Here is a 23,689-nt window from a genome sequence, read left to right as displayed (position 1 = left end):
ATGCAATATAAAAACCAGCTGCGAAACTTCTATATTCCGGAAGAGCAGTCAATTTATCTGCTTAACGCCAATGATGCCAAAAAGCTGAAAGATTGGGTGGCGCTGTGTATTTCTGAGCTGGAAAAACTGGGTTACCGCCAAATAGAGCTGATAGGCAAGGGCGCTTATGGCTTTGCCTTTGCCGGGTTGGATGGCGGCGGCCAGGCTTGCGTATTTAAGTTTTCGCGCATCAATTTGCCGCAGCATATTCAGGATCGTCTGGCCGACGAAGCCTATATGTTGTCGCAGGTACAACACCCGAATGTACCGCGCTATATCACCTACCAGGTGGTAAAGAAGCAGGGCATTCTGATGATGCAACGCGGCACGGGCATGGATTTGGAGCATTACAGCTTAAAGCACGGCCGTTTAACTGCCAGGCTGTTAATTGATATAGCCTGCCAGTTGGCAGACGTACTGCTGGCGCTGCGTAGCCATGTTAAAGACGGCGAGCTGCAACCTATAGTGCACGGCGACGTTAAACCGTCGAATTTAGTGTTTGACGAGCAAAGCGGGCAGGTCAGTTTAATTGACTGGGGCTCGTCGGTGTTTGCCCAGCTTGATGCACAGGGCCAGTATCTATCCAACAATGTAATGCAGCTGATGTCGGCCGACTTGCAAAGCTCCAATGCACGAATGGGTGATGTGTATTTTATCGGCCCGGAGCAGCGTATCGGCGCGCTGTCCAGCCCGCGCTTTGATGAGCAGGGTGTTGCCGGCACTTTATATGCGCTGGCCTCCGGCCAGTCCTGCCGTTTTGGTTGTAAAGCCATACCGGCGCGCAGCCTCGGTTTGCCGGTAGAGTTTGCTACCTTACTCGACAGTATGTTGTCAGACGATGCCATGCTACGTGCTCAGGCCGGCGATTACTTTTTACAGCAAATGCCCAGGTTAAAGCATCTGGTACTGCCGCCCTTGCCGCTGTTTGATGATGCACCGCTGTTGCCGGTGTGGGTAAGCCCGCAGGTGCGGGAGCTGGATACTGTAGTGTATTCGTCACGTAAGTCGTTTTTACGCGAGCACAGTGAAGAAGAAGGCATTGCCTATGTCGATGATGTGCAACTGGAACGCTACTACAAAAATTATTTGCAGGGCATGGGCGAAACAGAAAAAGCCTTTGTTGCTGCCGTTAGCCGGCTGGCGCGCTTTCCGGTGGTAGGAGGCCTGGCCATTCACTGGCAAGCCGGTGGGATCTATATAGATTCCAGCCTGAATTTGTATGACGAGCGTTTGGCGCAGTCTTTTGCTTTGTCGGTAAATAATGTGGTTACGCTGGCCCGTGCTATCGCTAAGGTAGGTATTTTCAAAGCCTGTTTATTTAACGCCCGCAATACCATTCATATCAGCCGCAACAGTGTTGCACAGCCGTTTACCGCACCGGCAGGCGCGGCTATTCCTTATCAATTAGCGCCGGTGTTAAGTAATGAAGATGCCAGTAAGCAGCATTCTTACTTTGAGGACGGCAAAGATCCGGATGAGCAATTGGTATTACCCGATGCCATTATGGACGACATTGCCAAACTGAATTTAATCCGCCATACCGGCTGCATTATTTTCGAAGTTACCGCCTTGTATATGAAGGTTCACAGTTATTACCGTTTGCTGGACCCGGTTGCCGAACCGGAGTTTAAGCGTTTGTTGCACAGTATTTTGCATAAAGTGGCGCTGATCAGCGGCGAGGGCGTGGGCGGTTTTATGAAACTGCCTTACAAAGATACGCGTTTTTTCAGCCATCAGGCGCAGCAGCCGGTATGCTACTATCCGGCCAATCCGCACAAAGCAGATAGTATACCCGGCTGAAATCTTGTATAAATACCAGGCAAACACCGGCGGCCCGGCAATAAAACAGCCGATGTCAGGAAATCTTTGCCCTGAAGTGGTTTAAATTCTCAGGTAAAACGAGTAATGTACGGGTTTTGAGCTTTAGTCAGAATCCCATATTTCATGTCCAGTGAGAAAACCGCGTTATACCGGCTGCTGAATCAGCAGGCGCAGGCTTTAATTGAGCAGGAACCCGATCTTATTGCCAATATGGCTAACTTAAGTGCGTTATTATTTAACCAGCTGCCGGCGTTAAACTGGGCAGGGTTTTATATTATGCGTGGCGCTGAATTGGTGTTAGGGCCATTTCAGGGCCAGGTTGCTTGTGTTCGCATCGCCGTGGGTAAGGGCGTCTGTGGCACGGCTGTTGCCACAGGTGAGGTGCAGTTGGTTAAAGATGTGCACGAATTCCCGGGCCACATTGCCTGTGATGCCGCCAGTAACTCTGAAATTGTGTTACCGCTGCGCCACAACGGCGAGATTATCGCGGTGCTGGATATCGACAGCCCGGAGCTGGCAAGGTTTGATGCCGACGATCAGGCAGGGCTTGAGCAGCTAATCCGCATATTTGAGCAGCATTTGGCAGTTACGCTATGAAGGATGCAATCTCAATTCACGACTACCTGTTTGATATAGCAGATATTGGTGACTGGGAAGGTGAGGAAGAGCTGGTAACAGATAAAATTAATGCTGTTTATCATGCTGTATGGAGCGCTTTACCGGAAAATATTACGCCATACCAGGTAGAACAGCTGTTGCCGGCTATCTGGAATGAACTGCGTGGCGGCACTGTGCTGCTCGAAGCAGATGAAGATGAATTAATAGATTGGGCGTTGGCTTATGTTCGCCAACAGCTGGAAGAAGGTGTACCGGAAACGGATGCCGCAGATGAAGAAGAGTGAAGCGTTAATGACCACCCCAACCGAACAACATGTTAAAGCCACTTCAGTGAAAGACGTTTTGGCTTATCTTGCCAGTCAGTTTCCGGCCTGTTTTAGTTTGACCGGAGAAGCCAAGCCACTGAAAATTGGTATTTTTCAGGATTTAGCGCAGCGTCTGCAAGAAGATGCCACGGTAAGTAAAACCCAATTGCGCCAAGCCTTGCGTGTTTACACGTCCAGTTGGCGTTATCTGGAAGCCACCAAAGTTGGCGTGGCCAGGGTTGATCTCGATGGCGTTACCGGCGTAGTGATAGATGAGGCCCAGGCCGAACATGCGCTGAAAACGTTGGAGGAGAGTAAAGCCAAAGCAGCGGAAAAACGCAAAGCGAAAATAGCTGAAGCCAAAGCTAAAAATCCGCCGCAAAATGCCACAGACAAACCTGGTTACAAAAAAACAGCGAACAAAAAGCCTGCTGTCTCCTCTAAAGGCACTAAGGTTAATCAAAAACCGGTTAAGCCAGAGGCAGAGCAAGCCAAAGCTGCGGTGCAGTTACAACCTGCCGGTGCAGCACAGGTGGTAGTAGGCGGTAAAGTATTGCTGAAGCTCGGCCAAAGCCCGATGTTAGCGACAGTGCTGGAAGTCAGCAAAGACGATGTGACTGTCCAACTTGGGTCTGGTATGGTGATAAAAACACGTCAGGACAGTTTGTATTTGGCGTGAACAACTCAGAGTAGCTTATGAAAAAATTATCAGTACTTGCGACAGCCTTAATCGTTGCTTTTAGCATAAACGCCTCTCCGGATTCAAAAACTGAGGCGCTGGTTTTACCTGCTATTACGCAAGGGGCTCAGCACGCGACAGCGAGTAAAAGGATCACCGCATTATTTACCCGTGGTCATTACTCCGCGGTGCAGCTTGATGATGAGTTGTCGTCCAGAATGTTCGACACCTATCTGAAAAATCTGGACTACTATCGCAATGTACTGACGAAAGCTGACGTTGATTTGTTCGAACAATATCGCGACAAGTTCGATGATGGCATTAACAAAGGCAACCTGAGTTTTGCTTTTGATATGTTTAACCTGACGCTGGAGCGGCGCTCTGAGCGGTTTGATTATGCACTGAGCTTGTTAGAGCAAGACTTCGATTTCGCTGTCGATGATCAGTACGTATATGATCGTGAAGATGTAGCCTGGCCGGCAGACAAAGCTGAATTAAACGAAATATGGCGCCAGCGCGTTAAGTTTGATGTACTTAATCTGAAATTGGCCGGTAAAACAGACGAAGAAGCAAAAACCGTTTTAACCAAACGCTACCGCAATACGCAAAAACGACTGACGCAAACTGAAAGCGAAGATGTGTTTCAGCTGGTGATGAACTCTTTTGCCCGTAGTATTGAAGCTCATACCTCTTATTTGTCCCCACGTAATGCTGACCGTTTCCAACAGGAAATGAACCTGTCACTCGAAGGTATCGGTGCAGTGCTGCGCGCAGATGAAGATTACACGGTGATCCAAAGCCTGGTGCCGGGCGGTCCGGCTGACACCACACAAAAACTGAAGCCGAAAGATAAAATTATCGGCGTGGCGCAAGATAACGCCGAGTTTGTTGATGTTATCGGTTGGCGGCTGGATGATGTGGTCGATCTTATTAAAGGCCCTAAAGGTAGTACCGTGCGGCTACAAGTGGTTGGTGCTAATGATATCGGCACCAGTCAGGCCAAAGTTATCAGCATAGTGCGTGACAAAATTCGTCTGGAAGATCGTGCAGCCAAAGCTGAAGTGTTTGAGCCGCAATTGTCTGAGTTGGATCAGAAAATTGGCGTGATCAGCATTCCGGGGTTTTACAACAATCTGGCTGAAGATGTTAAGAAACTGCTGGTGGAACTGCGTGAAAGTAAAGTCGACGGCATTATTGTCGACCTGCGCGGTAACGGCGGCGGCTCATTACAAGAAGCCACCTTACTGACCGGCCTGTTTATTGACCGTGGCCCGGTGGTGCAAATCCGCGAGGGAGACGGCAAGGTATCCGTATCACAGGATAATGATGGCGTCAGCTATTATGATGGCCCGTTGACCGTTATGGTTGACCGCTACAGCGCATCAGCATCTGAGATATTTGCCGCTGCTATGCAGGATTATGGTCGTGCATTAGTGGTAGGTGAGCAAACGTTCGGTAAAGGCACTGTGCAGCAGCATCGCGGTCTGGGCCGTATCTATGACATGTTCGACAGCCCGCTGGGCAGCGTGCAATACACCATTGCCAAGTTCTATCGTATCAACGGCGGCAGCACGCAGCACAAAGGCGTGATCCCTGATATTCAGTTCCCTACCGCTATTGACCCTGCCGAATGGGGTGAAAGCAAAGAAGAGTATGCGCTGCCGTGGGACTCTATTAATGCAGCGAAATATGAAGCGTTAAATGACCTGGCTGTGCTGGTACCTGCGCTGCGTGAGAAGCATAACGCCCGCATCAGCAGTGAAGTGGAATTTCAGTATTTGCTGGATGATATCGCTGAATACCGCCAGCGCTTGGATGAAAAAACCGTGTCATTAAAGCAAACCGAACGTGTGGCCGAGCGCGATAAAACCAAAGCAGATCAGCTGGTTCGGGTAAATGCACGGCTGAAACGTTTTGGTTTGCCGGCGGTAACCTCACTTGATGATGTGCCGGAAAAGCTGGAAGAGATTGATCCATTTTTAGAAGAAGCGGCCAATATTACTGCGGATTTAAAAATGATCAGCCGTCTGGCAAAAAAATAATAAACAGGGTTCTATCAGTTAAATAAGGCGGTATTATTACCGCCTTTTGTTAATGTCGAATTGTAAAACATAATAATTATAAAGGTTAACTATGACTACACGTGGTGAATTCTCATCGAGAATAGGCTTTATTCTGGCTGCCTCAGGTTCAGCAGTCGGACTTGGCAATATCTGGGGGTTTCCCACTCAGGTTGCCAGCAACGGCGGCGCGGCCTTTGTGCTGGTGTACCTTGTGCTGGCGTTTTTGCTGGCTTACCCGGTGTTAATGGCAGAGCTGTTGATTGGCCGTGCCACTAAGTCGAATGTGGTTGATGCTTTAGGTCAGGTATCAAGAGGCATATCAGGACGGCTGGTTGGTGGCTGGGGTATAGTGACGGTATCTCTTATTCTGGCGTTCTACGGTATCGTGGGTGGCTGGATGCTGGCCTATACGATAGAAGCGCTGGTTAATCTGGCAGGGCTGGAACAGCTGTCGCAGTGGTTGATAACGTTTTCGTTAGAACGAAACTTACTGTTTTGCGCGTTGTTTATGCTGCTGACTGTTGGTGTTGTCAGTGGAGGTGTGGTTAACGGTATAGAGCGCTGGTCAGTGCGTTTAATGCCAACGCTGTTTATCATCATGTTGATTCTGTTTGGTTACGTGATGACGCAGAACGGCGCTGTTGACGGCTTAAAGGTATATTTGCTGCCCGATTTTACTGAAGTATTGAACCCCGATTTGCTGATAAGTGCGATGGGGCAGGCGTTCTTTTCAATGTCGCTCGGGGTGGGTACTATGCTGATTTACGGCTCTTATGTCAGCCACAGCGAGAATCTGCCGCGGCTGGGCGCTGCGGTATCGCTGGTGGATATTGGGGTGGCGGTGTTAGCAGGCTTGCTGATTATTCCTGCAATGTATGTGGCACTGAATAATGGTGTACAGATTTTTGCTGAAAACGGTTCGTTACTGTCTGAGGACACGCTTATCTTCACGGTACTGCCATCGCTGTTCGCTACTATGGGCGTTGTTGGTGGTATTGTTGCCGTAGCCTTTTTTCTGCTGATGTCTATTGCCGCACTAACATCCTCTATCTCGATGCTTGAAGTGCCGGTTTCCTATGTGGTGGAAAAGCGCAACATGGTCAGACAAAAAGCTGTCTGGCTGATCGCCGTTATTATCTTCTCATTAAGCTGCTTGATCATTTTAAATTTTGACAGCTTGTTTGGTTTTGTTATTGCGCTGAGCACCCGTTATAGTCAGCCTTTGCTGGGTTTAATGCTGTGTGTATTTGCCGGCTGGGTCTGGCGGCGTAATGACATACTGCAGGAGCTTAAGAAAGGTGATGCGCATGCGGAGCAGCGCTTTTTCTGGCGCATCTGGCCCTGGTACGTCAAGTTTGTCTGTCCGTTGATTATTGTGCTGATGTTCTATAGCTCTTTGTAACAACACTAAACCAATATAAGAATAAAACGAAAGGTGTTTCGGCGCCTTCTGCCAATCGGAGCACTAGTTCTATGTCTGTAAAACAACCCGGTTTTTTTGATGCCGCTATACCTTTGCTGGTATTAGTGGTCTTGTTATCTGCATCGGTATATTTATTTGGTGATAACTCTTCTTACGGCCCTAATCAAATAGCACTGTTTATGGCAACAGCGGTTGCGGTAGTCATTGGCCTGAAAAATGGCTATCGCTGGTCGGTGATTGAAAAAGCCATGGTGAAGGGCATTTCACTGTCGTTGGGGGCAGTACTTATTCTGTTATCAGTAGGCGCGCTTATTGGTACCTGGATGTTGTCCGGCACAGTTCCTACTTTAATTTATTACGGCTTACAGCTGCTAAGCCCCAGTTGGTTCTATGCCGCCAGCTGTTTATTATGCGGTATTGTCGCCATGAGTATCGGCAGCTCCTGGACTACTGCGGCTACTATAGGCGTAGCATTGATTGGTGTGGCCGCAGGGCTGGGTTTATCACCGGCCATTACCGCCGGCGCTATTGTATCGGGTGCTTACTTTGGCGATAAAATTTCCCCGCTGAGTGAAACTACCAACCTGGCACCAGCGGTAGCAGGCGCTGATTTGTTTGACCATATCCGGCATATGTTATGGACCACAGTACCCAGTATTATCCTGGCATTATTGCTGTTTACCATTATTGGCTTCAGCACTGATATTAGCGCCGATTTTGCCCGTATTGAGCAAATCAGTGTGGTGTTACAACAGAATTTCTCCATTAGTTTTATGTCATTAATTCCGTTATTTGTGTTATTAGCAATGGCTGTTAAAAAGGTACCGGCGTTTCCTACGGTATTTATCGGGGCTTTGCTCGGCGCTGTCTGGGCGTTGTTTTTCCAGCAAGAGCTGATAGCTAAAATGGTGGGCACTGATCACAGCTACAGTATCGGCGCTATTAAACTGCTGTGGCATACCTTTCATGCCGGCTTTAGCATTGATACCGGCAACAGTAGCTTAAATGACTTGCTTAGCGGCGGCGGTATGGCCAGTATGTTAAATACAGTTTGGCTGGTGTTCTGTGCCATGATGTTTGGTGCCACTATCGAAAAAGTCGGCTTGTTACGTAAATTTGTGCAATCTATCCTGCATTTTGCCAAAAGTACCGGCTCGCTCATCACCAGCACTATTGCTACCTGTTTTGCCACCAATGTGCTTACAGCAGATCAGTACATGTCTATTGTTATGCCCGGGCGCATGTTTAAAGAAGAATATGAACGCCGCGGACTGGCTCCGGTGAATTTGTCACGTACGTTGGAAGACGGCGGCACTATTACCAGCCCGCTGATCCCGTGGAACACCTGCGGCGCTTATATGCACAGTGTGCTACAGGTAAGCCCGCTGGATTATGCCATGTATGCCTTTTTTAACCTGATTAACCCGGTGCTGGCGATCATCTATGCTTACTGTGGCATTAAGATCCTGAAACTAACACCACCTGATTCCGTGGTGCAGGAAGCTGCTGCCAAAGCCTGAAGCCAAAAAGCCTGATTAGATCAGGCTTTTTCGTCATTATACTCATTTACGCTAACTGCAAATTATTAAGGCGTTTGTATGACCGAGAATACCAACACCCGTACCGTCAAATCCCGCCACGAATACCGGCCACCGGCTTTTAATATCAGCACAGTAAAGTTGTGTTTTGAGCTGGATAATACTGCGACAAAGGTGACATCGGTGATGCAATTACAGCGACAGCAAAAAGATGCTGCGCTGGTGCTGGATGGCCGGCATTTACAGCTGTTAAGCGTGGCACTGAATGGCAAGCTGCTGTCAGATAATGATTACCAACTGGATGATAGCAGCCTGACACTGCAGTCAGTGCCTGATCAGTTCGAATTAACCATAGTTACTCAGTTATCACCGCAAACCAATACCGCCTTAGAAGGACTTTATCTGGCCGGCGAGACTTTTTGCACTCAGTGTGAAGCTGAAGGCTTTCGCCGGATCAGTTATTTCTTAGATAGGCCCGACGTGCTGGCTGAATATTTTGTCACCATTATTGCGCCGGCAGAGCGTTATCCGTTTTTACTGTCGAACGGCAATAAGCTTGCCGAACATATTGATAGCGCCGGTAACCGCGTAGTGCAATGGCACGATCCCTTTGCTAAACCCTGTTATTTGTTTGCCCTGGTCGCCGGCGATTTTGACCGTTTAACCGATAGTTTTGTTACGCAGGGCGGCCGTGAAGTCAGTTTAGAGTTATATGTTGATAAAGGCGCGGCGAGCAAAGGTGATTTTGCTCTGCAGGCACTAAAGCGCGCTATGCGCTGGGATGAACAGCGCTTTAATCTGCAATATGACCTGGATATTTACATGGTGGTGGCGGTCGACTTTTTTAATATGGGCGCCATGGAAAACAAAGGTTTGAACATATTTAACAGTAAATATGTGTTAGCCGACGCCGCCACGGCGACAGATAAAGATTACTTTAATATTGAATCGATTATCGGCCATGAGTATTTCCACAACTGGACCGGCAATCGCGTTACCTGCCGTGATTGGTTTCAGCTCAGTTTAAAAGAGGGCTTAACGGTATTTCGCGATCAAGAATTCAGTGCTGATATGGGCTCGCCGACGCTGTGTCGTATAGATGCGGTAAAGCTGATCCGCACCGCCCAGTTTGCTGAAGATGCCGGGCCGATGGCGCATCCGATCAGGCCGGAACAAGTGTTGGAGATGAACAACTTCTACACTGTTACTGTGTACGATAAAGGCGCGGAGGTGATCCGCATGCTGCAAACCCTGCTGGGACGCGATACTTTCGCCAAAGGCCTGAAACTGTACCTTCAACGCCATGACGGCCAGGCGGTCACCTGTGATGACTTCGTGCAAGCTATGCAGGATGCCAGCGGCACAGATTTAAGCCGCTTTGCGTTGTGGTATAGCCAATCAGGCACGCCGGAGCTTTCGGTAAGCCAGCACTATAATACTGAATCTGCTGAGTTAACACTGAGCCTGAGCCAGCAAACACCGGCAACTGCCGATCAGGCGCAGAAGCTGCCGTTAATGCTGCCGGTGCAGGTAGAGCTGTTATTTGAGGACGGTAGCAAACAGCATCAGCTGTTAGTGCTGAATGATGCAGCGCAGCAGTTTGTGTTTAAACCGTTGCCGTCTGAGCCTGTAGTGGTGTGGCTGGAGCATTTCTCAGCACCGGTTAAACTGATTGCCGATATTGACGACAGCAGTTTGCTGTTTATCGCCGGCAATGCGTCAGATGGTGTGGCTCGCTGGGACGCCATGCAGCAGTTTTGGAGCCGGAAAATAGCGCAGGTCATAGCCGGTAAATCGCCGGATCAGCTGCTGCCTGAGGCACTGTTTGACATGATGATGTCCTGGTTGCAACGGCCGCAACCGGACTTGGCATTAACTGCTGAACTCCTGTCACTGCCGGACTTTGATACCCTGGCAGAGCAATACACGCAAATTCCGGTCGACACTATTCTTACCGCATTAGCCGGCTTTAAGCAATTATTGGCTAAACGCTTGTGCGACGCCTTATTGCGCTGTTATCAGCAGCTGCCGGTGTCAGCATATCGTTATGATGAAACTGCGGCAGCCCAGCGCAGGCTGCGAGGCTTGTGTTTGCAGTACTTGGCATTGTCTGCGACAGAGGCGGCAAACTTACTGCAACAACATTATCACAGTGCCGACAATATGACCGATACTGTGGCTGCATTGGCGGCCAGCCAACAAGCACAGCCGGCAGTATTTAACACTTTAATCGACGATTTTGCCCGCCGTTGGCAGCATGATGCCCTGGTGATGGATAAATGTTTTTCTCTGGTTGCATCAGATCCGGCAGAGCAGGTATTTGATGGTATCGAAGCTATGCTGCGCCATCCGCTGTTCAGCTGGCAAAACCCGAACCGGGTAAGAGCCCTGTATCTGGCATTCAGCATGCGTAACCCGCAGCAGTTTCACCGGCTAGATGGCCGGGGCTACAACCTGTTAGAGCAGGTTGTTGCCCGCATGGACAGTGTGAATGCCCAGGTGGCCGCCCGGCTGGTTACACCTTTATTAAGTTGGCGTCGCTTTGATCCGGTGCGGCAGGACTTAATCCAGACTGCGTTAAAGCGCCTGGCGAGTTTGCCCGGCCTGAGCAATGATGTGTATGAAAAGGTAAACAGAAGCCTGAAATGATGCGGCGCTATTTTTTTAACGCTATGCTCACAGCAGAACAGTGCTACAGCTACTACCGTGGCGATGTAAAATATGTCGTGGTAACCGCTGATAATGGTGAGCGGATACAGCTGCAGTTTCGCCATTTTCAGCCCTTTGTTGCTGCCAGTGGTATACGGGGCAGATTCAGGCTGACATTGGATAATAATGCTGCTTTTATCAGCCTGGAAAAAATTAATTAGAGCATATACTTTAAACGGTGAATTAAAACAATAGCTTGCAGTTACAGCTGGTTTGACCTTTAATTTCATTAGCTTATAGCAACTTATTTTATTCGTGCTTTAACAGGTTAAACCGGTATAGGGTAAAAAAGACTAAAACTTCGCCATTTTTAGAAAAAACTGAATAAAAATCAACAGATTTACGTGACAGCAAGCCTTGCTTGCAGCTTGAAATGATGTAATTATTTTAATGAAGTAAGCTGAGCTCGGATCAGTTGGCTTGGTAATATAACTAAAAAGACACTTATAAAAAACCTGCGGGACAGGGGGGAGATAACAAGATGAATAAAAGGTCAATAACCTTTGCTAAGAAGCCCTTAGCTATGGGTGTTGCTTCAGCGCTGTTTGCCTTGTCAATGGCACCGGCGCAAGCAGCATCCTGGAACTTCGGTGATGTTGATATCACTTTTGATTCTACATTTTCATACGGCGGCAGCTGGCGTATGGAAGATCGTAACTTCGATACCATCAGTAAAGTAAACCATCCACGTTTTGATTGGACGGGCTATAACGCAGGCACTAACGAAGTACTTTATTCAAACTCACAAATTTGGGACGAACCCGGTGCTTATTCCAGTAACGGTGATGCCGGTAATCTGAACTATGACAAAGGTGATATGTTCAGCAGCCTGTTTAAAGGTTTGCATGAACTATCGATAAAAAAAGATAATATCGGCTTATTTACCCGTTTTATGTACTTTTACGATTTTGCGTTAATGGACAATGACGGAGCTTACACTAACCCTGTTTCCGGCCAGCGCGTGGATCCTTGTGCTGACAGCGACGCAAGAGATTTGACATGCCGCGATATTCGGTTACTGGATGCATACGTATACGGCAACTTCAGCTTTAACGATGGCATGAACCCTGTAACGATCAAAGTTGGTCAGCAAGTGCTGAGCTGGGGTGAAAGTACGCTTATTCAGCACGGTATTAATATCACACCTATCGATGTTGGTGTTGCCCGTGCACCGGGTGCTGAATTAAAAGAAGCTTATATTCCTGTTGGGATGGCCACTTTAAATATTGGCTTAACGGATAATCTGTCAACAGAGCTGTTTTATCAATATGAATGGGTTAACAGCTACCTGCCTGTTCCCGGCACGTACTTTTCTACCAACGACTTTGCTGGTGAGGGTGGTTATGCTCAGAATGTGCAGTTGGGTTTTGCCGGTAATCCTGATTTAGACCTGTTCCATTTGCTGCAACGTTTGAATGAAATTGGTGATGGATTACGTGGTGGAACCCTTACACAGGCGCAGGCTGTTGGCCAGTACCTGCAGTATCCGACCAAACTGACATTACGGCCTTATGGCAGTGACGGCGAGATTAAACCCAAAGATGGCGGTCAGTACGGTATCAAGTTTGAGTATTTTGCTCCTCAGTTAAATGATACTGAGTTTGCTGTTTATTATATGAATTACCATAGCCGCACCCCCGTTATTTCAGGCGTTGCAGCAGATTTTGGTTTGGCTTCTGTTGGCTCAGATCTTAACTACATAGCTGGTAACGGTATTACCAAAGAAAATATTGCGCAGCTGAGTACCTTTTCCAAGGCAAAAATCGAGTACCCGGAAGATATAAAGCTATATGGTTTTAGCTTTAATACAACCTTAGGTGAGACCTCCGTTGCCGGTGAAATCGCTTATCGCCAGGATGAACCGCTGCAAATTGATGACGTGGAAATTTTGTATGCCGGTATGCCTGAACAATTAGGTAATGCGTGTTCTGCTCCCGCAGCGCAGAGAGTTATTTGCCGTGAAGATTTAATTGGCATTTCACAAATTGGCCGTGATATCGGCGTAAAAGTACAACCGGGTGATGCTGCTCAAGGTTATATCTTAAGTGACACTATCCAGGCGCAAATGACCTTTACGCATTTAGTGGGCCCGGCACTGGGATCTGACAATATCAGCTTGTTAGCTGAAGTTGGCGGTATCCGCATTCAGGATATGCCGGATCCAAGCGTGCTGCGTTTAAACGGACCGAATACAGACCGTAGTGGTGCTCCGTTGCTAAATGCTAACGGCGATCCAATTCCTGGTTTACACACTGGCTTGTCAGACGGTGCGGAAACTAACCCGTTTCCGACAGCATCTGCCTGGGGTTATCGTTTGCTGGCAAAAGCAGATTACAATAACGTCTTTGCTGGTGTTAACTTGTCACAACGCATGGTATTTTCGCACGACGTAAATGGTATCACACCGGATCCGTTGTTTATGTTTGTTGAAGATCGCAAATCACTGGCCTATGCCGTTAGCTTTGATTATTTGAGCAAATGGTCAGGCGAGTTGTCATACAACATATTCTGGGGCGGTCAGGGCACAACCAACAACGTAGAAGACCGTGACTTTATCTCTTTTAACATCAAGTACTCTATTTAAGGGACGAGAACTAATTATGAAAAAACTCACCCTAATTTCATCGGCTATTGCTCTGGTATTAAGCTGCTCTGTAGCGGCAAAAATAACGAACGAGCAAGCAGCGAGACTGGGCAACGATTTAACTCCGCTGGGTGCGGAAAAAGCCGGCAATGCGGATGGCTCTATTCCTGCATGGACCGGTGGTATTACTACTGCACCGGCGGGTTATAGCTCCGGTATGCACCATCCGGATCCGTTTGCTGCGGATAAGGTGTTAATGACTATCGACAGCTCTAACGTTAATGAATACAAAAGCCTGTTAAGCCCGGGGCAAATTAAGCTGTTTGAGATTTATCCTGATAGCTACAAAATGAATATTTATCAGTCACGCCGCACAGCGTCTTATCCGCAGTATGTTTACGATGCGACTAAGGACATTGCAACCAAAGCGGAGTTGATTGAAGGTGGCAACGGTATCATTAATGCTGCTATCGGTATTCCGTTTCCTATCCCGCAAAACGGTCTGGAAGCAGTATGGAACCATTTATTGCGTTTTCGTGGTGTAGCTGCCAGCCGTAATGGTGGCCAGGCCGCGCCTACTGCAGCCGGTGCTTATACCATCATTGGTTTTGATGAACAGATTATGTTCAAGTACTCAGAGCCTAATGCTACGGCAGAAGCATTGACTGCTGAGAATATCTTATTCCGCTTTAAGCAGGGCGTAACCTCGCCGGCACGCTTAGCCGGTACTGCTTTGCTGGTGCATGAAACTATGGACCAGGTAAAAACACCTCGCCAGGCCTGGACCTATAACACCGGTCAACGTCGCGTGCGTCGTGCACCTAACGTAGCTTATGATGCGCCGGGTACAGCATCAGATGGTCTGCGTACCACTGACGATTTTGATATGTTTAACGGCTCACCGGATCGTTATAACTGGAACCTTGTAGGTAAACAGGAGCTTTATATTCCTTACAACAGCTATAAGCTGCATGGTAATGACGTGAAGTATGCTGATTTACTGATGGCCGGTCATATTAATCCGGAATATGTACGCTGGGAAAAGCACCGTGTTTGGGTGGTTGAAGCGACATTGAAAGATGGCACCCGTCATGTATACGGTAAACGTGTGTTCTATATTGACGAAGATAGCTGGCAAATCCATGTTGCAGACTTGTATGACAACAGAAATGAGCTGTATCGGGTCGCTGTAGCGCATGGCTTGAACTATTATGAAGTGCCAACGCACTGGAGTACGCTTGAGGTATATCATGATCTTAACTCGCGCCGTTATATCGCTATCGGCCTGGACAACGAAGATAAGATGTATGATTTTGGTGTTAGCCTGAGTGATGCTGATTTCACGCCGGCTGCACTGCGTCGTGAAGGAACGCGGTAACTTCATCGTGATGTAACGACGGTTGGCCTGGTGCCAACCGTTTTTATTTTTAACTTTTTATAGAGTAAAAACTACAGCATATGTGTAGAAAAATCATTTGGTTAGCGGCGCTGTACACAGCTGTATCCGCAGCCTCATTTTTAGCCAGGGCAGCCGATAGTGTACAACCGGACGCCGCTTACCAGATGCCATTGGCCAATGCTGCGTTGCTAACCGATATTGTTAGTGTGCAGGAACGTCTGGTGGTGGTTGGTGAGCGTGGTCATATTCTGTTTAGTGATGACGCGACAAACTGGACGCAAGCACAGGTGCCGGTACAGGCAAATTTAAACAGTGTGTTTTTTGTTAATAAAGAACGCGGTTGGGCGGTTGGCCATGATGCCACTATTTTGTTGACAGAAGATGCCGGCGCCAGTTGGCAGATACAACATTTTGCGCCACAAACCGATAAGCCTTTATTTGATATTTATTTTTCCGGCCCGCAGCAGGGTATAGCAGTTGGCGCCTACGGCATGTTTTTACGCACCGAAGATGGTGGCAACAGCTGGCAGCCACATTTTCATATTGAGCTGCTGCAGGAAGAAGACCGTGAGTATCTGGAGGAATTGAAAGAAACCGATCCGGATAGCTATCAGTCAGAGTCTGAGGCATTACTGCCGCATTTTAACCGGTTATTTGCTGATGGTAATGTGCTGTACATGGTGGGCGAAGCCGGTTTTGTCGCTAAAAGCACCGATATGGGCACTAGCTGGCAGCGCTTGGACGAGTTTTATAACGGCTCGTTGTTTGATCTGATCCGTACACCGCAAATGTCTCTGCTGGCCGCAGGATTACGCGGCCATGCTTTTCTAAGTAGCGATCAAGGTAACAGTTGGCAGCAAATTATGCTAACCGAAACCGCAACGTTAAACAGTGCCTTTGCTGCTCCGGACGGCGCGATTTATTTGGTTGGTAATGCCGGCAGCTTACTGGTTAGCCGTGATGGCGGTGCCACTTTTACTGACTATTCACGGGCAGATGGTAAAGCGATAGTCAATGGTCTGGTATGGCGTGAGCAGTTGCTGCTGGTTACCGAGGCAGGCGTTAAAACGATCAACCTGAGTGAATTAGAATAACATGAGTATTAATCGACTGGTTAACAAGTTTGAGTATGCGCTGTTCCGGCATAGAGCGCTGGTTATCACGGGCTTTATTCTGGCCACGCTGTTTTTGTTGTTTAAGGCGACCACTATTAAACTGGACGCGGCCTTTACGAAAAACATTCCGCTAAAGCATGAATATATGCAAACTTACCTGCGCCATGCCCAGGACTTTGGTGGTGCCAACAATATTTTAGTGTCGCTTTGCGACAGCAACGGCGATATTTTTAACGCCGGTTTTTTTGATACTCTGCGCCGCGCCCATGATGAGCTGCTTTACACCTCAGGTGTTGACAGGGTGCAGGTTAAGTCTTTGTTCAGCCCCGGCACCCGCTTTGTCGAAGTGGTAGAAGACGGCTTCGCCGGCGGCCCGGTTATCCCTGCAGATTTTGTTGCTGATGCGACAGGGCTGGCCAAAGTAAAAGAGAATACTGAGAAAGCCGGTATTGTCGGCCGTATGGTGGCAGATGATTACAGCTGCGCCATGATTTCGGCTCAGTTGCTGGAAGTTGACCCGGATACCGGGCAAAAACTTGATACCATTGGTTTTGCTGCGACCCTGGAGCAAAACATCCGTGCTAAATATCAAAGTGATACGGTCAGCGTGCATATTATTGGTTTTGCCAAGATGGTCGGTGACGTTGCCGACGGCGCTAAAGGCGTACTGATGTTTTTTGCTATCGCCATTGCGGTGACCTCGGTGATGGTGTTCTTTTTCTGCCGCTCGCTGATGCTGACCATCCTGCCGATAGCCTGTTCTTTAATTGCCGTAGTCTGGCAAATGGGCTTATTGTCTGCGCTGGGCTTTGGCATCGACCCTATGTCTATTTTGGTACCGTTTTTGGTATTCGCTATTGGCGTAAGCCATGGTGTGCAGATGATTAACTCTACCGGTAAACGGGTTGCTGCCGGTATGGATGCGAAAACTGCCGCCCAGGCAAGTTTTCGCAAGCTTTTAGTGCCGGGCGGCGTAGCACTGCTGTCTGATACTATAGGTTTTTTAACCTTGTTAATTATTGAAATTGGTGTCATTCGTGAGCTGGCCATTACTGCTAGCTTGGGTGTTGCAGTCATTATTTTAACCAATCTTATTTTGCTGCCGATACTGATGTCATTTGTGCGCTTTAGCCAAAGCTATAAAGCCCGTGCTGCTGCGCCGTCACCCAAGGCCGATAAAGTCTGGTTTGCCTTGTCGGCTTTTGCTACCCGTAAGTACGCCGCCGTTATTTTATTGATAACTGCCGTGTTGTTTATGCTGGGCTATGTGCAAAGCCAACAGGTTAAAATAGGTGATTTACACGCCGGCGCGCCGGCACTGCATGAAGACTCCCGTTACAATCAGGATACTTTCCTGATCACCGACCGCTATGCTATCTCTGTTGATTACCTTAACGTAATGGTGGAAACCATTCCCAGTGCCTGTACCGAGCACAGCATTATGGCCAAAGTTGACCGCTTCCAGTGGTTAATGGAGAACGTGGACGGCGTGCAATCGGCGGTGTCATTGGCATCGGTGTCCAAGTCTATTAACGCTGCTTATAATGAAGGCAATGTGAAGTGGCGGGTACTGCCGCGCAACACGCAAAGCCTGGTGCAGGCATCATCCAGGGTAGAAACCAGCACCGGCTTATTAAATGCTGACTGCTCGGTTATGCCGGTGATCCTGTTCTTGCAAGATCACAAAGCCGAAACCATGGAGCGGGTAGTTGCTGCAGCAAAGCGTTACGCTGCAGAGCTTGGCGATGAGCAAACCCGCTTTATGCTGGCCTCCGGCCCGGCGGGCGTGATGGCCGCAACCAACGAAGCGGTGGCAGAAGCACAGCAACCGATGATGTGGTATGTGTATGGTGCCGTGATTATTCTGTGTTTGCTGAGCTTCCGCTCATTACGTGCCACCATTTCCGTGATATTGCCGCTGTATGTGGTGTCGGTATTGGCCACCGCATTGATGACGTATTTGCAGATTGGCTTAACTGTCTCGACTTTACCGGTTATCGCACTGGGAGTGGGTATCGGGGTGGATTACGGTATTTATATTTTGTCGAATATGACACAGATGCTACGTGATGGTGCGCCACTGCGTCAGGCGTATTTCGAGGCGCTAAAAGAGCGGGGCAGTGCAGTGTTGTTTACCGGTATCACCCTGGCAATAGGCGTAAGCACCTGGGTATTCTCAGCACTGAAGTTCCAGGTGGACATGGGCATACTGCTAACCTTTATGTTTATTGTAAATATGCTCGGCGCCATAGTGGTACTACCGGCATTAGCCGCCTTTTTGTGGCGTAAGCAATAAATTATTTTCTGCATGAATAAACACGAAAATGGCCGAAAGGCCATTTTCTATTTAAACAGCGTGAATAAGTTGTCAGACGCCTTAAAAATCACTGGTTTAACCAGCATAAAAGCGGAAAATAGTGCTCGAAAAGCGCTACAATTGGCACTACACTGCGCAGCTGACACGATCTGGTTTGTTCGGTAGCGCCTGCTGTTAAAAGCAGTGACTGCAAAAAGGATACAAAAATGGCACTGATAGACGGTCAACCCTCTGTACTACTACAAAACGTAAGCAAACTCATTAAACAAAAAGTTAAGGACCAGGTGACCCTGGTTGAAAAGTTCGCCTTCACTTTATACGGCAACATGTCTAACGAAGACTTGGTTGGCCGTAACGACAGTGACTTATATGGCGCAGCACTCAGTTTATGGCAAACCTTTAATGCTCATGCTGAGACAGGCGCCAAAATCCGCGTGTATAACCCTGAAATTGCAAGGCATGGCTGGGAGTCGAAACACACTATCGTAGAAATAGTGGTTCAGGACATGCCGTTTCTGGTGGATTCAGTACGCATGGCATTAAGCCGGCAAAGTATTGCGGCACATCTGTTGCTGCATTATCCGCTGCAAACCGAGCGTGATGCTAAAGGCCAAATCAGCGATTTCTTCAAACTGGGCAGTAAGGCAAAAGCCAGCACAGAGCAAACGGTTTTTCATATTGAGATTGATCGCCTGACCGATACCGCGGCTATTGATGCGTTAAAGCAAGAGCTGCATTCTGTGATGGAAGATGTCTCGCTGGCGGTGCAGGATTGGCAACCGGCGCGGGAAAAGCTGCAACAGGTGATTAAGGCATTACCGAAGCAAAGCGGCAAAGCCAGCAGCGAAGAAATACAGCAAGCCGGCGAGTTTTTAAACTGGTTGGCCAAAGACAACTTCACCTTACTGGGCTACCGCGAGTACAGCATCAGCCCGGTTAAAGGCGACTATAAAATCAGTGGTATAGACGACAGTTCATTGGGCCTGATGCGCCGTTCGGCATCACGCGATCTGATGCTGTCTGAACTGCCGGAAAGCGGGCGTAAGCAGGCGATTAATAATGCTTTGCTGATCCTGACCAAAACCAACAATAAATCACGCGTACACCGGCCGGCTTACATTGATTATATCGGTGTGAAAAAGTTTGATAAAGACGGCAAGGTTATCGGTGAAGACCGCTTTATCGGTCTGTATTCATCATCGCTGTATAACAACAGCGCAGCGGATATTCCGCTGCTGAAAAGCAAGCTGGCCACGGTAATGCAAAAGTCTGAATTTGCGGCCGGCACCCATGCTTATAAAGCCTTACTGAATATTTTGGAAACTTATCCGCGTGATGAACTGATCCAGGCTACCGCAGACGAGTTGCTGCATGTTGCTATGGGCGTACTGCAAATGCAGGAACGCGATATGACGCGTTTATTTATGCGCAAAGACAGTTTTGGTCGCTTTGTTACCGCTATGGTGTATGTACCGCGCGAGCGTTACAACACCCAGTTGCGTAAAGAAACCCAGGCAATCTTGCAAAGTGCGCTGGGCTCGGATGAGCCGGTGGAATTTACCACTTATTTTTCTGAATCTGTGTTGGCGCGCACTCATTACCTGGTGCGGATCAACGATAGCCATGTCGAGTATAAAGTGAAAGAAATTGAACGTAATTTAGTTGAAGCGGCCCGTACCTGGGAAGATAAGTTAGAAAGCGCCATCATCGGAGTTTATGGTGAGGCCAAAGGTCGCGAACTGATCCGTAAGTACGTTAATGCGTTTCCGCGTAGCTATAAAGAAGAGATGCTGCCAAGCGATGCGTTAGTGGATATTGGTAAGCTTGAAGCACTGAATGACGATCACAAGCTGGAGATGCTGTTTTACCGGCCACAGGAAGAAAAGCCGGACAGCAAAGCCGTGCGGTTAAACCTGTTCCATAAAGATCATCCTATTCATCTGTCTGATGTGTTGCCGATGCTGGAAAACTTCGGCATGCGCGTGATTGGTGAGACGCCCTATGCCGTCAAATGCGCCGATGGCTCAGTCAGCTGGGTGCTGAACTTTGCCATGGAGCTGAACTGTGCAGTGCCGGCTGACTTTTCCGCCGCGCAGCAATCTTTTCAGGAGTCTTTCGCCAAGGTATGGAATGGCCAACTGGAAGATGACGGTTTTAACCGGTTAATTCTGGGCGCTGGTTTAAGCGGTCGTGAAGCGTCTTTACTGCGGGCCTTTGCTAAATACAAACGCCAGATTGGCGGTACCTTCAGTCAGTCCTACGTCGAGAGCACCTTTGCCCGTTATACCGGCCTGGCCGGACTGCTGGTGCAGTTGTTTAACAGCAAATTTGACCCTAAATCCAAAGCGGCTGCTAAAACCATTGAGAAACTGGAAGAGCAAATTGCATCCCAGTTGGAAAACGTTGCTAACCTGGATGATGACCGTATTGTCCGCCGCTTTGTCGACATGATTAACGCGACCTTGCGTACTAACTATTTCCAAAAGAGTGCGCAGGGCGATGATAAACCTTATATCTCGTTCAAAATTAACTCTGGTGCTATTCCGGACATGCCGTTACCCACACCGATGTTTGAGATTTTTGTTTACTCACCCAGGGTGGAAGGCGTGCATTTACGCTTTGGTAAAGTGGCACGCGGTGGCTTGCGTTGGTCAGACCGGCGCGAAGATTTCCGCACCGAAGTGTTGGGCCTGGTAAAAGCGCAGCAGGTAAAAAACACTGTTATCGTGCCAACCGGCTCAAAAGGTGGCTTTGTTTGTAAGAAGTTACCGGAAACCGGTGGTCGCGAAGCTTTCCTCAATGAAGGTAAAGACTGCTACCGCACCTTTATCCGTGGCTTGCTGGATATTACCGACAATATCGTGCAAGGCGCAATAGTACCGCCCAAAAATGTGGTACGCCATGACGAGGACGACCCTTATCTGGTGGTGGCGGCCGATAAAGGTACTGCCACCTTCTCTGATATTTCTAACGGTATTTCAGAAGAGTATAACTTCTGGTTAGGCGATGCTTTTGCCTCCGGCGGGTCAAACGGCTACGACCACAAGAAAATGGGTATTACTGCCCGTGGTGCGTGGGAGTCGGTAAAACGCCACTTCCGCGAAATTGGTATTGACTGCCAAAACACCGATTTCACCTGTGTTGGTATCGGCGATATGGCCGGTGACGTGTTCGGTAACGGTATGTTGCTGTCAAAACACATTCGCCTGCAGGTGGCGTTTAACCATATGCATATCTTTGTTGACCCGAATCCGGATGCGGCAAAGAGCTGGGAAGAGCGTAACCGCATGTTTAACCTGCCAACTTCAACCTGGGATGACTATGACAAGTCGTTAATCTCGGAAGGCGGCGGTATTTTCCTGCGCAGTGCTAAAGCAATTAAATTGTCACCGCAAATGAAAGAAATGCTGGGTACCACTAAAGCCAGCATGACACCAAACGAATTGATCCGTGAAGCACTGATGATGCCGGTGGATTTAATTTGGAACGGCGGTATCGGCACTTATGTCAAAGGCAGCGGCGAGAGCCATGCCGAAGTAGGTGACCGTGGCTCTGAAGCGCTGCGGGTAAATGGTAAAGAGCTGAAGGCGAAAGTTTTTGCTGAAGGCGGTAACCTGGGCGCAACCCAACGCGGCCGTATCGAATTTGCTATGCACGGCGGTTTAATCAATACCGACTTCGTTGACAACGTTGGCGGCGTTACCTGTTCTGATAACGAAGTTAATATCAAAATTTTGCTTAACACCCTGGTCGCAGCCGGTGACTTAACGCTGAAACAGCGTAATAAGTTACTGCTGGACATGACTGAAGATGTGGCCGCTATTGTTATTAAAGACTGTTATCGCCAAACACAGAGCATCAGTATTTCATCATTGCTGGGCGCTGAGCAGCTAAAAGAATACACCCGCTTTATCCACACGCTGGAAAAAGAAGGTAAGTTAAACCGTGAGCTGGAGTTTCTGCCCTCAGACGACGAGCTGGCAGAACGCATGGCTAAAGGTCAGGGCTTAACCCGGCCAGAGCTGTCCATTCTTACCGCTTACGGCAAAATGGTGTTAAAAGAGCGCCTGGTGCTGCCGGAAATTTACGACAATGCCTACTTTAAACGGCAACTGTTCGCTAACTTCCCGCAGATGCTGCAGGATAAATACGCTGCCGAGATGGAAAACCATCCGCTGAAGGCCGAAATTATCGCCACTAAACTGGCGAATATGCTGGTGAACGAAATGGGGCCGAATTTTGCCCAGCGCATGCTGGAAGAAACCGGTGCCGGTGTTGGCGAAGTAACCTTATGTTATGCCATAGCGCGCGAGTTGTTCGATATGTCTGCGGTATGGCGCAAGCTGGAGCAGTTAGACAACGTGATCCCGGCAGCATTACAAAGCAAGCTGTTACATCAGCTGCGGCGTACCATGCGCCGCGCGACCCGTTGGTTTGTGCGCCATCGCAATAAGGCGCTGGATATTGAGCAAACCCTGGCATTCTTTAAGCCGGCTTACCAACAGTTAAACAAAGAGCTGAGCAGCTACCTGGCTGCATCAGAAGTAGAGCAATTGCAACAAAAGCAAAGTGGCTTAACAGAGCAGGGCGTACCGGAAGAAGTGGCGCAGTATCTGGCGCAGCTGAGCACCGTATTCTCGGCGATGGATATTGCCCAGGTTGCTGATGCTGAGAAAGTACCCCTGGCAATGGTGGCAGAAATTTACTTCAAGCTGGGCGACAAGATGGATTTGCACTGGTTCCTGGAGCAAATTACCAATCAGCCGGTGGCAAACCATTGGCAGGCATTGGCCAGGGCGTCGTACCGTGAAGAGCTGGATTGGCAGCAACGGGCCTTGTCAGCCGTTGTAGTTCGCAGCTGTGGTAAAGTGTGTGCTGCAGACGAAGTGATTAATAGCTGGTTAACGGAGCACGAAGCGTTGCTGGAACGCTGGCGCTTAATGTTGGCCGAGTTTAAAACCACTAAGAGCCATGAGTTTGCCAAGTTCTCGGTGGCACTGCGTGAATTAATGCTGCTGAGTCACCATTGTGACCCTGTAAAATAAGCGGCGTAATAGCTACAATACCCCGGCTGGTCCG

General features: G+C 48.6%; 14 protein-coding genes. All 14 read left to right on the top strand.

Features of this window, described 5'->3' with window-relative positions; all coding sequences use genetic code 11:
• The 14 genes from ACTZWV_RS08850 to ACTZWV_RS08785 all read left to right on the top strand — a co-directional run bounded on the left by ACTZWV_RS08850 (position 1) and on the right by ACTZWV_RS08785 (position 23,655).
• The gene (locus tag ACTZWV_RS08850; RefSeq protein ID WP_444786194.1) at positions 1-1,839 is read left to right on the top strand and encodes a protein kinase domain-containing protein; all 1,839 of its coding nucleotides are present in this window, start codon (positions 1-3) and stop codon (positions 1,837-1,839) included.
• Positions 1,840-1,983: 144 nt separating this feature from the next.
• Positions 1,984-2,457 (top strand): GAF domain-containing protein, encoded by a 474-nt coding sequence (locus ACTZWV_RS08845; protein WP_444786193.1) that lies wholly within the window; start codon positions 1,984-1,986, stop codon positions 2,455-2,457.
• Positions 2,454-2,762, top strand: coding sequence for a hypothetical protein (locus tag ACTZWV_RS08840; protein WP_444786192.1), 309 nt, complete (start codon positions 2,454-2,456; stop codon positions 2,760-2,762). Before ACTZWV_RS08845 ends, ACTZWV_RS08840 begins: the two co-directional genes overlap by 4 nt.
• Entirely contained in the window at positions 2,749-3,462 is a 714-nt protein-coding gene (proQ, locus tag ACTZWV_RS08835; RefSeq protein ID WP_444786191.1) for an RNA chaperone ProQ, read from the top strand. Before ACTZWV_RS08840 ends, proQ begins: the two co-directional genes overlap by 14 nt.
• 17 nt (positions 3,463-3,479) lie before the next feature.
• Entirely contained in the window at positions 3,480-5,504 is a 2,025-nt protein-coding gene (gene prc / locus ACTZWV_RS08830) for a carboxy terminal-processing peptidase (protein WP_444786190.1), read from the top strand.
• 91 nt (positions 5,505-5,595) lie between these two features.
• Positions 5,596-6,927 (top strand): sodium-dependent transporter, encoded by a 1,332-nt coding sequence (locus tag ACTZWV_RS08825; protein WP_444786189.1) that lies wholly within the window; start codon positions 5,596-5,598, stop codon positions 6,925-6,927.
• A 71-nt stretch (positions 6,928-6,998) separates the two neighbouring features.
• Positions 6,999-8,468: a Na+/H+ antiporter NhaC gene (gene nhaC / locus ACTZWV_RS08820; RefSeq protein ID WP_444786188.1), complete on the top strand. Its 1,470-nt coding sequence runs from the start codon at positions 6,999-7,001 to the stop codon at positions 8,466-8,468.
• Between the two features lie 78 nt (positions 8,469-8,546).
• Positions 8,547-11,135 carry an aminopeptidase N gene (pepN, locus tag ACTZWV_RS08815; RefSeq protein WP_444786187.1) on the top strand — a complete coding sequence of 863 codons (2,589 nt, stop codon included), beginning with the start codon at positions 8,547-8,549 and terminating at the stop codon, positions 11,133-11,135.
• Positions 11,132-11,356, top strand: coding sequence for a DUF2835 family protein (locus ACTZWV_RS08810; protein WP_305550676.1), 225 nt, complete (start codon positions 11,132-11,134; stop codon positions 11,354-11,356). The genes pepN and ACTZWV_RS08810 overlap by 4 nt, the downstream gene beginning before the upstream one ends.
• Before the next feature lie 320 nt (positions 11,357-11,676).
• Positions 11,677-13,779 carry a DUF1302 domain-containing protein gene (locus ACTZWV_RS08805; RefSeq protein WP_444786186.1) on the top strand — a complete coding sequence of 701 codons (2,103 nt, stop codon included), beginning with the start codon at positions 11,677-11,679 and terminating at the stop codon, positions 13,777-13,779.
• Between the two features lie 16 nt (positions 13,780-13,795).
• Entirely contained in the window at positions 13,796-15,157 is a 1,362-nt protein-coding gene (locus ACTZWV_RS08800; protein ID WP_444786185.1) for a DUF1329 domain-containing protein, read from the top strand.
• Positions 15,158-15,237: 80 nt separating this feature from the next.
• Positions 15,238-16,272, top strand: coding sequence for a WD40/YVTN/BNR-like repeat-containing protein (locus ACTZWV_RS08795; protein WP_444786184.1), 1,035 nt, complete (start codon positions 15,238-15,240; stop codon positions 16,270-16,272).
• Between the two features lies 1 nt (position 16,273).
• Complete coding sequence (locus tag ACTZWV_RS08790; RefSeq protein ID WP_444786183.1) at positions 16,274-18,589, top strand: efflux RND transporter permease subunit; 2,316 nt, start codon at positions 16,274-16,276, stop codon at positions 18,587-18,589.
• Between the two features lie 227 nt (positions 18,590-18,816).
• The gene (locus ACTZWV_RS08785; RefSeq protein WP_444786182.1) at positions 18,817-23,655 is read left to right on the top strand and encodes an NAD-glutamate dehydrogenase; all 4,839 of its coding nucleotides are present in this window, start codon (positions 18,817-18,819) and stop codon (positions 23,653-23,655) included.
• Positions 23,656-23,689: the final 34 nt, after the last annotated feature.

This window comes from Rheinheimera sp. NSM (genome assembly GCF_052380015.1).
Lineage (GTDB): Bacteria > Pseudomonadota > Gammaproteobacteria > Enterobacterales > Alteromonadaceae > Alishewanella.
The sequence above is the reverse complement of the archived record's forward strand: the minus strand, read 5'-3'. Positions and strand labels throughout refer to the sequence as shown.